Source organism: Microbacterium sp. (assembly GCF_031180975.1).
Taxonomy (GTDB): domain Bacteria; phylum Actinomycetota; class Actinomycetes; order Actinomycetales; family Microbacteriaceae; genus Microbacterium.
This window is the reverse complement of sequence record NZ_JAPSLI010000001.1, coordinates 104,399-115,510: the sequence shown is the minus strand read 5'-3', so window position 1 is coordinate 115,510 and position 11,112 is coordinate 104,399. Positions and strand designations below refer to the sequence as shown.

12 protein-coding genes and 1 tRNA gene are annotated in these 11,112 nt (G+C 71.4%); 10 read left to right on the top strand and 3 right to left on the bottom strand.

Going from position 1 to position 11,112, the window contains the following annotated elements; all coding sequences use genetic code 11:
- Positions 1–46: 46 nt before the first annotated feature.
- Complete coding sequence (locus tag RIF65_RS00590) at positions 47–565, bottom strand: VOC family protein (RefSeq protein ID WP_309066505.1); 519 nt, start codon at positions 563–565, stop codon at positions 47–49.
- Between the two features lie 87 nt (positions 566–652).
- Between RIF65_RS00590 and RIF65_RS00585 the strand changes: the two genes are divergently transcribed.
- A complete protein-coding gene (locus RIF65_RS00585; RefSeq protein WP_309066506.1) occupies positions 653–1,435 on the top strand; it encodes a helix-turn-helix domain-containing protein in 783 nt (260 codons plus the stop codon).
- An 80-nt stretch (positions 1,436–1,515) separates the two neighbouring features.
- On the opposite strand, the gene RIF65_RS00580 is transcribed toward RIF65_RS00585, so the two are convergent.
- Positions 1,516–2,742 carry an APC family permease gene (locus tag RIF65_RS00580; RefSeq protein ID WP_309066507.1) on the bottom strand — a complete coding sequence of 409 codons (1,227 nt, stop codon included), beginning with the start codon at positions 2,740–2,742 and terminating at the stop codon, positions 1,516–1,518.
- 89 nt (positions 2,743–2,831) lie between these two features.
- On the opposite strand from RIF65_RS00580, the gene RIF65_RS00575 reads away from it, so the two are divergent.
- The 9 genes from RIF65_RS00575 to RIF65_RS00535 all read left to right on the top strand — a co-directional run bounded on the left by RIF65_RS00575 (position 2,832) and on the right by RIF65_RS00535 (position 10,876).
- On the top strand, positions 2,832–3,776 hold the full coding sequence (locus RIF65_RS00575) for a CPBP family intramembrane glutamic endopeptidase (RefSeq protein WP_309066508.1): 945 nt from the start codon (positions 2,832–2,834) through the stop codon (positions 3,774–3,776).
- Between the two features lie 32 nt (positions 3,777–3,808).
- Positions 3,809–4,471, top strand: a complete 663-nt coding sequence (locus tag RIF65_RS00570) for an O-methyltransferase (RefSeq protein ID WP_309066509.1) — start codon at positions 3,809–3,811, stop codon at positions 4,469–4,471.
- 102 nt (positions 4,472–4,573) lie between these two features.
- On the top strand, positions 4,574–5,854 hold the full coding sequence (eno, locus tag RIF65_RS00565) for a phosphopyruvate hydratase (protein ID WP_309066510.1): 1,281 nt from the start codon (positions 4,574–4,576) through the stop codon (positions 5,852–5,854).
- Positions 5,855–5,912: 58 nt separating this feature from the next.
- On the top strand, positions 5,913–6,491 hold the full coding sequence (locus tag RIF65_RS00560; RefSeq protein ID WP_309066511.1) for an FtsB family cell division protein: 579 nt from the start codon (positions 5,913–5,915) through the stop codon (positions 6,489–6,491).
- Between the two features lie 35 nt (positions 6,492–6,526).
- Positions 6,527–7,060: a DUF501 domain-containing protein gene (locus tag RIF65_RS00555; RefSeq protein WP_309066512.1), complete on the top strand. Its 534-nt coding sequence runs from the start codon at positions 6,527–6,529 to the stop codon at positions 7,058–7,060.
- Positions 7,057–8,412, top strand: coding sequence for a S8 family serine peptidase (locus RIF65_RS00550; RefSeq protein ID WP_309066513.1), 1,356 nt, complete (start codon positions 7,057–7,059; stop codon positions 8,410–8,412). Before RIF65_RS00555 ends, RIF65_RS00550 begins: the two co-directional genes overlap by 4 nt.
- Before the next feature lie 46 nt (positions 8,413–8,458).
- Complete coding sequence (locus RIF65_RS00545; protein WP_309066514.1) at positions 8,459–10,000, top strand: NAD(P)/FAD-dependent oxidoreductase; 1,542 nt, start codon at positions 8,459–8,461, stop codon at positions 9,998–10,000.
- 128 nt (positions 10,001–10,128) lie between these two features.
- Positions 10,129–10,620 carry a DUF2975 domain-containing protein gene (locus RIF65_RS00540; RefSeq protein WP_309066515.1) on the top strand — a complete coding sequence of 164 codons (492 nt, stop codon included), beginning with the start codon at positions 10,129–10,131 and terminating at the stop codon, positions 10,618–10,620.
- Between the two features lies 1 nt (position 10,621).
- Entirely contained in the window at positions 10,622–10,876 is a 255-nt protein-coding gene (locus tag RIF65_RS00535) for a helix-turn-helix domain-containing protein (protein WP_309066516.1), read from the top strand.
- Positions 10,877–11,035: 159 nt separating this feature from the next.
- On the opposite strand, the gene RIF65_RS00530 is transcribed toward RIF65_RS00535, so the two are convergent.
- Positions 11,036–11,108: transfer RNA gene (locus RIF65_RS00530), tRNA-Leu, on the bottom strand.
- Between the last annotated feature and the right edge of the window lie 4 nt (positions 11,109–11,112).

Here is an 11,112-nt window from a genome sequence, read left to right as displayed (position 1 = left end):
TTTTTCCCCCCCCCGCCCCGGGGGGGGGGGGGGGGGGGGGGGGGCGTCAGGAGCCGGCCGGTGCCTGCGAGAAGGATGCCGCCCACTCCGCCACACGGCGGGCGCTCTCCTCGTCGGAGATGTCCTCGACCCTGGTCATGATCGACCACCGCACCCCGAACGGGTCCCGGATGCTGGCGAACCGGTCGCCCGAGACGAAGGTCGACGGCGCTTCGCGCACGGTGGCGCCCGCCGTGACGGCCCGCTCGACCACGGCGTCCACGTCGGAGACGTACAGCCCCATCGAATAGCAGTCGTCCTCGCCTGCGGGCGGCGGCACCAGGTGGTACTTCGGACTCGGCTCTCCGAGCTGCAGCCGGCCGACTCCGAAGTCGAGGTCGGCGTGCGCGATCGCACCGCCGAACTCGGTCACGTCGATCACGCGCGCGCCGAACACGTCGCGGTAGAACTCGATCGCCCCCGCGGCGTCGGGCACCGCGAGGAACGGCGTCAACGACGTCGCCGAGTTCGGCCTGCCATCGGTGGTGTGCTGACCGGTCACGCCGGTCGTCCGTGTCTCTTCCATGGCCCCGACGCTACGGACCGGTCGCGGCCGTCGGCTTGAAGATTCGCGACAGGATGCCGGAGAGCGGCGCCCTCGTAGGCTGGAGCCATGGTCGAGCCCACCCGCGGCATCCTGTTTCCCCGCCGGCTGCCCGACTTCCGCCGGCTTCCGGCACCGCCGGCGGTGGCACACGCGGTGGCTTGGTTCTGGATCCCGGAATGGGATCTCGGCCCCGGGGAGGTGTCGCAGCAGGAGATCGTCGGCTATCCGGCTCTCAACCTCGTGGTCGAAGGCGCGGTCGTGACGCTCGCCGGAGCCACGACCCGGGCGGGTGTCCGGGAACTGCGCGGGCGCGGCTGGGCGGTGGGCGCGCTGTTGCGGCCCGCAGCGGTCGGTCGGCTGATCGACGATCCGGCGTCGCTGCGCGACGGGGAGACGGCGTACCCGGCATCCGAGCTGCAGGCATCCGTCGCGCAGGCGATGGCGAGCGGGCCAGGCAGGCAGGAGCGCGCCGTGACCGCGTTCAGCGAGTGGCTGGCAGATCGCGTCGGAGAGCCGGATGAGGTGGGCGCGCACGCGAACGCCATGGCGGACATGCTCATGGGCGACCCCGAGGTCCGCACACCGGAGCAGGCCGCCGCGCGGCTGGCCGTGTCGGTGCGCACTCTGCAGCGGATGGCGCACCGTTACGTGGGTCTGCCTCCCGCGGCGATGGTCCGACGCCGCCGGCTGCAGGAGGCGGCGGAGCGGGTGCGGAACGACCCGGCGGCCGACCTCGCGTCGATCGCGGCCGAGTTCGGGTACGCCGACCACGCGCATCTCGCTCGCGAGTTCCGCGCGGTGCTCGGCTTCGCGCCCTCCGAGTACCGCGTCCGCCTCGCCGACGGCTGACGCCGCCTCACCACGAGACTTCTGTTTCAGCGCGGGACAGTACGAATGGCGTCCCGTCTCATGCTGGAAGAGAAGTCTCGTCAGGGGGTGAGGCGTAGCCGGACGGCGCGGTACAGCACGCCGGCGACGACCACGCCCGTGCCGATCAGCGACGCCACCGGCGGCAGCGTGCTCACCAGCACCAGGCAACCGAGCGCACCGATCACCTGCAGGGCGCGCGGGTAGCGCCGGACGTCGCTGTCCTGCCGGAACGCCGACGCGTTCGCGAGCAGGTAGTACAGCAGCACCCCGAACGACGAGAACCCGATCGCGCCGCGCAGATCGGCGACCAGCACGATCACGATGACGACGGCGCCGATCGCGATCTCGGCGCGCCGCGGCACGTGCCATCGCTCGTCGACGGCGCTGAGGAACCGGGGCAGGTCCGCCTCCCGCGCCATCGCCAGCGTGGTGCGCCCGATGCCGGTCAGCAGGGCGAGGAGGGCGCCGAGGGATGCCGTGGCCGCGGCCACCCGCACGACCGGCGCGAACGGCTCCCAGCCCGCCGCGGCCAGCACATCGGCGAGGGGAGCGGGGCTGCCGACGGCATCCGCTCCCAGGGTGAGCGTCGTCGCCGCCCCGACCAGCGCGTACACGACTAACGCGCCGAGGAGGGCGATCGTCACCGCCCGGGGAATCGTCCGGGCCGGGTCGACGACCTCCTCGCCCATGGTGGCGATCCGGGCGTAGCCGGCGAACGCGAAGAACAGCAGGCCGGCGCCCTGCAGCACTCCGTACACGGTCGCGTCCGGGAGGGGAGCCGGTGCGGCGCCGGGCGCCGCGGTGAACCCGGCGGCGACGACGATCGCGAGACCGAGCAACGAGACGACCACCAGGATGCGGGTCAACAACGCAGTGCGGGTGACGCCGAAGCAGTTCACGATCGTCAGCGCTGCGACGGCCGTGACGGCCACCGGCACGTCCCAGCCGTCCGGGGCGGCGTATGCGGCGAACGTCATCGCCATGGCGGCGCAACTGGCGATCTTGCCGATCACGAAACACCAGCCGGCGATGAACCCCGCCCACGGTCCGATCTCGGCGCGCGCGTACGCGTAAGTGCCGCCCGACACCGGGTGCACGGCGGCGAGCTGCGCCGACGAGGTGGCGTTGCAGTACGCGACCACAGCCGCGATCGCCAGCGCCACGAGCACCCCCGAGCCGGCCGCTCCCAGCGCCGGCGCCCACACGGCGAACACGCCGGCGCCGATCATCGAGCCGAGTCCGATGGCGACGGCGTCGGGAAGCGTGAGGCGGCGGGCGAGAGGCACGCCACCATGCTGACACGTCCCGATGAACGGCTCGTGACCGGCGGACCCCGTCACCGGCGGTTGGTAGAGTCCGGCACGGAGGAGACGACATGACCGACCCATCTGCACCGGTGCGCTGGCCCGCCGTGCTCGCCTTCATCGTCATCGCCTGCGGTCTGGCGTGGCTGGTCGCGTTGCCGCTGTGGCTCGGCGGCGGCATCGCCGACCCGCTGTCGTTCGCGCTGCTCCCGGTGATGATGCTCACGCCCACGGTTGCCGCCCTGATCGTCACGTTCGCCATGCGGCACCCCGTCAAGGGCGAGCGCCTGCGCTTCCTCGGGCTGTGGCCGCTGCGTCCCGCCCGCCGCGTGGTGTGGCTCACCGTTGCGGCGTGGCTGATCACCCCGGTCATCGTCGCGCTCACGATCGTCGTGTCCGCCGTGCTCGGGTTCGTCGACCTCGACCTCACCTTCTCGGCGTTCGCGCGCGAGCTCGAGCGCGCGCTGCCGGCAGGGGCGCCCCTGCCGCCGGTGGAGGTCGTGGCCGTCGCGCAGCTGGCCGCGATCCCGCTGGGGGCACTCCTCAACGCTCCGCTCGCGCTCGGCGAGGAGCTCGGCTGGCGCGGGTGGCTGCTGCCGGCACTGCGCCCCCTCGGCACCTGGCCGGCGCTGCTGCTCAGCGGCGCGATCTGGGGGATCTGGCACAGCCCGGTGATCCTGCTCGGCTACAACTTCGGCCGCACGGACGTCACCGGGGTGATTTTCATGATCGCCGGATGCATGGCCTGGGGCGTCCTGTTCGGATGGCTGCGCCTGCGATCGGCATCCGTCTGGCCGGCGGTGCTCGCGCACGGCGCGCTGAACGCCGCCGGCGGCGCGATCGTGATCTTCGCCGCGTCGAAGCCCGATCTCGCCCTGGCCGGGCCGCTCGGGGTGTCCGCGTGGATCGTGTGCGGTGTGGTGGTGATCGTGCTGGTGCTCGCCGGTCAGTTCCGGCGCCAGCCGCCGCTCGCGCAGACGCCGCCGCGGATGCCGGCCGGCTCCGCCGGGGCTTGACCGCGTCCCCGTCGGGCCGGTTGGCTGAGCGCATGGTCGATTCCACTCCCGCGAACTGGCGCGCCGCCGACGACTTCCTCGCCGAGACCCTGGTCGGGCACGACCCCGCCCTGGAGGCCGCGCTCGCCGCCCAGCGCGACGCCGGGATGCCGGAGATCGAGGTCGCCCCGGTCGCAGGCAAGCTGCTGAATCTGCTGGTGCGGATGAGTGGCGCGCGGCGCGTGCTGGAGATCGGCACGTTGGGCGGCTACTCCACGATCTGGATGGCGCGGGCCGTCGGCGAGCAGGGCAGGGTCGTCACCATCGAGGCGGAGGCCGCGAACGCCGAGGTGGCGCGGGCCAGCATCGACGCGGCCGGCATCGGCGACCGCGTGGACATCCGGGTCGGCCGCGCCGTGGACGTGCTGCCGACACTCGTCGCCGGGTTCGATCTCGTCTTCATCGACGCCGACAAGGAGTCCAACACGGCATACCTCGACTGGGCGGCGAAGCTCGGCCATCCGGGCACCGTCGTCGTGCTGGACAACATCGGCCGTGACGGCGAGATCGTGAACCCGGACACGGTCGACACCAAGGTGCTGGGCACCCTGGAGGGGCTGCGGATGCTGGGGGAGGACCCCCGGTTCGACGCCACCGCGCTGCAGACGGTCGGACTCAAGGGGTGGGACGGCATCGCGATCGCCCTCGTGGTGTGATCGGGCGTCACGCGACCCCGAGCGGGCCGGGACGCATCGCTAGACTGTGCCACGGACCGATGCCGCTCCACCTTCCCTTCCCTCTTGAACAAGGAGCACAACGTGGCACTGATCGAGGCTGTAGGCGCCCGCGAGATTCTGGACTCGCGTGGAAACCCGACCGTCGAGGTGGAGGTGCTCCTCGATGACGGTGTCGTGCAGCGCGCCGCCGTTCCCTCCGGTGCGTCCACCGGCGCGTTCGAGGCGTACGAGCTGCGCGACGGCGACAAGAGCCGCTACGGCGGAAAGGGCGTGCTGAAGGCGGTCGAGGCGGTCATCGACGAGCTCGGCCCGGCCATCGAGGGCGTCGAGGCGAGCGAGCAGCGCGTCGTCGACGAGATCCTCGTCGAGGTCGACGGCACCGAGAACAAGAAGCGCGTCGGCGCGAACGCCATCCTCGGCGTCAGCCTCGCGGTCGCCAAGGCCGCGGCCGACTCGGCCGACCTGCCGCTGTTCCGCTACCTGGGGGGACCGAACGCGCACCTGCTGCCCGTCCCGCTGTTCAACGTCATCAACGGCGGCGAGCACGCCGACAACGGCATCGACATGCAGGAGTTCTTCCTCGCGCCGATCGGCGCCGAGACCTACTCCGAGTCGCTGCGTTGGGGCGTGGAGACGTACCACGTGCTGAAGGCCGAGCTGAAGGCCGCCGGCTACGCCACCGGCCTCGGCGACGAGGGCGGCTTCGCCCCCGATCTGCCCAGCAACCGCGAGGGCCTGGACTTCCTCATCCGCGCCATCGAGAAGGCCGGCTTCACCCCCGGCACCGACATCGCCCTCGGGCTGGACGTCGCCGCGACCGAGTTCTTCAAGGACGGCGTGTACCGCCTGGAGAACAAGGACTGGTCGGCCGCCGAACTCATCGAGTACTACGAGGGCCTGGTCCGCGACTACCCGATCGTCACCATCGAGGACGCCCTCGCCGAAGACGACTGGGACAACTGGAAGACCCTCACCGACGCCCTCGGCAGCAAGGTGCAGCTCGTCGGCGATGACCTGTTCGTCACCAACCCGGCGCGCCTCGCTGATGGCATCCAGCGCGGCGTCGGCAACTCGCTGCTCGTGAAGGTGAACCAGATCGGGACGCTCACCGAGACCTTCGACGCCGTCAGCCTGGCGCACCGCTCCGGTTACACCGCGATGCTGTCGCACCGTTCCGGCGAGACCGAGGACACCACCATCGCCGACCTCGTCGTCGCGACGAACTCGGGTCAGATCAAGACCGGTGCGCCCGCACGCAGCGAACGCGTCGCGAAGTACAATCAGCTTCTGCGCATCGAGGAGGAGCTGGGCGATGCCGCCGTGTTCGCCGGCCGCTCCGCCTTCCCGCGTTTCACCGCCTGACCGGGAGACGCGCAGCACGAACCACAGCCCCTGACGGGCGAGAAGCGAAGGGGGAGCCATGGCGAGACGTCCGGCTCCCCCTTCGTCGTCCCCGCGTCCGGCATCCGCCCGCGCCGCAGACGAAAAGACCACGACACGAGCCGGCACCCGCGCCCCGAGGACTGCGAAGCCGTCGGCGAAGGGCGGCACGACGAGCCGCAGCGTGGACGTGCGGGAATGGGCGAGCGGCATCCGGCTCTCCGGGTTCGCCGCGATCATGCTGTCGCTGGTGGTGCTCGGCACCTGGGTGCTGGTGCCGACGCTCGGCACCTACCTGGAGCAGCGTCAGCGGATCGCCTCGGTCCAGGAGTCGGTGCAGGTGACGAAGGAGCAGATCGCCGAGCTCGAACTGCAGCGGGAGCGCTGGGAGGACCCGGCGTACATCACGACGCAGGCCCGCGAGCGGCTGTACTACGTCAAGCCCGGCGAGGTGATCTACCTCATCGACGACGACCTGGACCCGGCCGCGCTGCCGCCCGAGCAGCAGGAGGTCAGCGACGAGATCGAGGAGCGGCCGGCCGACTGGATGCCGCAACTGCTGCGCAGCCTCACGTCCGCCGGGCTCGCCAGGACCGCGGTCGAGGCGCCGGCCGGCTGAGGCCTCACACAGGCGCGCTCCCGTACCCTGGAAGTGTGACCAGACCGCCCTACGAGACGCCTACCGACGCCGAGATCGACGTGGTCTCCCGCCAGCTCGGCAGGACCGCGCGCGGCGTCGTCGGCATCGCCGCGCGCTGCGCGTGCGGCAACCCGACGGTGGTGGCCACGGCACCCCGTCTCGCGGACGGGACTCCGTTCCCCACGTTCTACTACCTCACTCACCCGGCGGCGACCGCGGCGATGTCGACGCTCGAGGCCGAGCAGGTCATGCCCGAGCTCGCGGCCCTGCTCGACGAGGATCCCGAGGTCGCGGCGCAGTACCGGGCCGCCCACGAGGCCTATCTCGCAGACCGTGCGCGGTTCGGCGCCGTCCCCGAGATCGACGGGATCTCGGCCGGAGGGATGCCGACACGCGTGAAGTGCCTGCACGCGCTGGCCGGTCACGCGCTCGCGGCCGGGCCCGGCGTGAACCCCATCGGCGACGCCGCGTTGGCGCGGTCCGGCTGGTCGCCCGAGCGCTGCGCGTGCGCCGACCCCGGTGCCGCCCGAGGGGACGCGGCGGGATGACCGCCCGCCGGATGCTGCGCAGCACCGCCGTGTTCGCGGCGGTGGCGGCATCCGTGATCCTCGTCGGCGCGTCCCCGGCCGCCGCCACCCAACCGGCGTCGAGCGCGGTGCCCGCGGCCAGCACGCCCGCTCCCACCCCCACCCCGACCGCGCCGATTCCCGACGATCGCACCGATCCGGCGCGGGCCGCCGAGTACTGGCTCGACAGCACGGGTGTCCGCCAGGCGTGGCAGGTCACGCGGGGCAAGGGCACCACGATCGCGATCATCGACACCGGCATCGGAAAGCCGCCGCTCGCGTTCGACGGCGCCATCGCCGGCGGCACCGACATGTCCGGCAGCGGCTCGGCGGACGGCCGCACGCCCGTCGGGGCGGTGGACGGCAACCACGGCACGTGGGTCGCGTCCCTCGCGGCCGCACGCGGCAAGCCGGACGGGACCGGCATGATCGGCGTCGCCCCGGAAGCGAAGCTGCTGTCGATCTCGCTCGGGTTCGGGGCGTCGGCGGCCGTGCCGTTCACCGAGCAGGTCGCGAAGGCGATGCGCTGGGCGGTCGACCACGGAGCGGACATCATCAACCTGTCGTTCACGACGAACACGCTCGACTGGGACGAGAGCTGGGACGACGCGTTCCTGTACGCGTTCGAGCACGACGTCGTCGTGGTGGTCGCCGCGGGGAACCGGGGGAGCGGCACCTCGATCGTGGGGGCGCCGGCCACCATCCCCGGCGTGCTGACCGTGGGCGGCGTCGACCAGAACGGCGTGGCGAGCGAGGGCGCCTCGACGCAGGGCATCACCATCGGCGTCTCGGCGCCGAGCGAGAACCTGCTCGGCATCTCGGCCGACGGCAAGCTCGTCACCTGGGACGGCACCAGCGGTGCCTCGCCGATCGTCGCGGGGGTGGCGGCGCTGGTGCGCTCGGCGCACCCCGACCTGGATGCCGCGAACGTGATCAACCGGATCGTCAAGACCGCCGTCCCGGTCGCCGGCGCCAAGAAGGGCACTCGCGATCCGCTGTACGGCTACGGCTTGCTGGATGCGAACGCCGCGGTGACGGCGCCCGTTCCGGCGGTCGCCGAGAACCCGATGGGGGATCTCGCGGAGTGGATCCGGGTGTACCGCAGGGCCGAGTCGTCTCCCCAGCCGGAGCCCACCGCGACGCCGATCGCGGTGCCTCCGCTGCCCGCCGCTGACGCCCCGTCGGAGCCCGGCTCGCCGCTGCTGCCGAGTGCGGAAACGCTGCGATACGGTACCCTCCCACTTCTTGCGGTCACAGTCCCTGGTATTCTGATCGGGCTTGGCGTCACCGCAGCTGCCCGGCGCATCCGAACGGAGCGCGGTCGACGCGCATAACCCCCTGACGACGAGGAGTTGTCCCCCTGTGCCTCAGAACAGCACTGTGCCCCGCATTCTGATCGTCGGTGGAGGCTACGCAGGTTTCTACACCGCCTGGAAGCTGGAGAAGCATCTCCGCAAGGGCGAGGCCGATGTGACGATGGTGGATCCGCTGCCGTACATGACGTACCAGCCCTTCCTCCCCGAGGTCGCCGCCGGTTCGATCGAGCCGCGCCACGCCGTCGTCACACACCGCCGCCACCTGAAGCGCACGAACGTCATCACCGCGAAGGTGACCGGCATCGACCACGCGAACAAGGTCGCCACGATCACCCCGCCGGTGGGCGATGCGTACGAGTTCGCGTACGACCAGATCGTGGTCACTGCGGGCGCCGTCTCCCGCACCTTCCCGATCCCCGGCATCGCCGACAACGCGATCGGCATGAAGACGATCGAGGAGGCCGTCGCCGTCCGCGACCGGCTGCTCACCAACTTCGACAAGGCGGCCGCACTGCCCGCCGGTCCCGAGCGCGACCGGCTGCTGACCGTGGTCGTCGTGGGCGGCGGATTCGCCGGCATCGAGACGTTCGCCGAGCTGCGCTCGCTCGCCTCCTCGCTGCTGCCGAGCTACCCGCAGCTGTCGTTCGAGGACACCCACTTCCACCTCATCGAGGCGATGGGCCGCATCATGCCCGAGGTCTCGCTGGAGACCAGCAAGTGGGTCATGAAGGACCTCGGCAAGCGCGGGGCGTACATCCACCTGGACACGCAGGTCACCAGCGCGGTGAACGGCGACGTCGAGCTGTCCACCGGCGAGGTCATCCCGGCCGACCTGATCATCTGGACCGCCGGCGTCATGGCGAACCCGACCGTCGTCAGGGGCGGCGACCTGCCGGTCGAGGAGCGCGGCCGCATCCGCACCCGCGCCGACCTGCGCGTGGGCACCGACGAGGAGATCGTCGAGGGTGCCTGGGCGGCCGGCGACGTCTCGGCCGTGCCGGACCTGTCGGGCGGCGGCGTCGGCGGCTACTGCGTGCCCAACGCTCAGCACGCGGTGCGTCAGGCCAAGCTGATGGCGAAGAACATCGTCGCCGTGCTGCGCGGCGAGGAGCCCAAGGACTACTTCCACAAGAACCTCGGCGCCGTGGCGGGCCTGGGTCTGTACAACGGCGTGTTCCAGTCGGGCAACCTCGCCCTCAAGGGATTCATCGCCTGGATCGCCCACCGCGGCTACCACGGCCTGGCCATGCCGTCGTGGGAGCGCAAGTGGCGTGTGCTGTGGGGCTGGTGGCACAACGTGTGGCTGGGCCGCGACTTCGCGAACCTGCAGGCGGTGCAGAACCCCCGCGAGGCGTTCGAGGAGTTCGCCGCGCGTCCGCGTCCGGCGGCTGCCGCTCCCGCCGAGCCGGCCGCACCGGCCATCCCCGCCGAGGCGCCGGCAGCGGCTGCGGATGCTGCGAAGACCGACTCCGCCAAGCCGGATGCGCCCAAGGCGGATGCCGTGAAGGCGGACGCTCCCAAGTCGGTCGCCGCCGAGGCGAAGCCGGTGAAGAAGTCGCCCGCCCGCAAGGCGCCGGCCAAGACCGCCGAGAAGGCGCGTTCCTGACGCACTGACCCTGTGCAGACCCCGCCGCATCCGTCTGGATGCGGCGGGGTCTTCGCTTTGTCCCTTCCTTTTCGATATCTATCGCCGTACGATAGATATCAATCGTTCAACGTGAGGATGTGGTGGGGATGGGGAATCTGACGATCGTGGCACTGCGGGTGGTGATCGCCCTGTCGCTCGCCGGCTCGCTCGTGGTCCAGGCGCTCCTGCTGCCGCTGATCTGGATCGATCTGGGGGAGGCCGGCGCGGAAACCTGGGAACAGGTCGCCTTCATCTCGATCTTCGCCGGCGCGGTGCTCACCATGCAGGTGTTCGCCGTATGCATCTGGCGGCTGCTCACGCTCGTGCGGCGGGGAGCGGTGTTCTCGCATGCCGCGTTCCGGTACGTCGACGTGATCATCGGCGCGATCGCCACGGCATCCGCTCTCGCCTTCCTGCTCGCGGTGCTGCTGGCGCCGGGCGGCATGGCGCCGGGGATCGTCGGGCTGATCTGCGGAGCATCGCTCGTGCTCGCCGGGATGGTGCTGCTCGTCGTGGTGATGCGGCGGTTGCTGACCCAGGCCATCGAGCGTGAGAACCAGGTCAAGGCGCTGCGCTCCGAATTGGATGAGATGGTCTGACATGCCGATTGTCGTCGACATCGATGTCATGCTCGCCCGCCGCAAGATGCCGGTCGGCGTGCTCGCCGAGCGCATCGGGATCACGCCCGCGAACCTCGCCGCGCTGAAGAACGGCCGGGCCAAGGGCGTGCGGTTCTCCACGCTGGACGCGCTGTGCGAAGCACTGGAGTGTCAGCCCGGGGATCTGCTGCGGTGGGAACCGGAAGAACCCGCAACCGGGGCAGGCGGGCCGTCGGTCGTCGTGGCCGAGCGCTGACGGGCGCGTGCCCCCGCTGGGATTCGAACCCGCCCCACCGGCACTCCACACGCCGCTGCGCGGCGCGCGGAGCCTCGGCCGGCGGGGACCCCGGAGCCTGGGTCTCACCCGGATACGAGAACGGGAGAAGCACCCGCCCGAGGGCGGCCGCTTCTCCCGTGCCCCCGCTGGGATTCGAACCCAGACTGAAGCGAGTTTAAGTCGCCTGCCTCTGCCGTTGGGCTACGGGGGCGCAC

Bases quoted from the DNA above. Each gene is read 5' to 3' on its own strand.
- RIF65_RS00590 (WP_309066505.1), bottom strand. From the start codon at position 565: ATGGAAGAGACACGGACGACCGGCGTGACCGGTCAGCACACCACCGAT.
- RIF65_RS00585 (WP_309066506.1), top strand. From the start codon at position 653: ATGGTCGAGCCCACCCGCGGCATCCTGTTTCCCCGCCGGCTGCCCGAC.
- RIF65_RS00575 (WP_309066508.1), top strand. From the start codon at position 2,832: ATGACCGACCCATCTGCACCGGTGCGCTGGCCCGCCGTGCTCGCCTTC.
- RIF65_RS00570 (WP_309066509.1), top strand. From the start codon at position 3,809: ATGGTCGATTCCACTCCCGCGAACTGGCGCGCCGCCGACGACTTCCTC.
- RIF65_RS00560 (WP_309066511.1), top strand. From the start codon at position 5,913: ATGGCGAGACGTCCGGCTCCCCCTTCGTCGTCCCCGCGTCCGGCATCC.
- RIF65_RS00550 (WP_309066513.1), top strand. From the start codon at position 7,057: ATGACCGCCCGCCGGATGCTGCGCAGCACCGCCGTGTTCGCGGCGGTG.
- RIF65_RS00540 (WP_309066515.1), top strand. From the start codon at position 10,129: ATGGGGAATCTGACGATCGTGGCACTGCGGGTGGTGATCGCCCTGTCG.
- RIF65_RS00535 (WP_309066516.1), top strand. From the start codon at position 10,622: ATGCCGATTGTCGTCGACATCGATGTCATGCTCGCCCGCCGCAAGATG.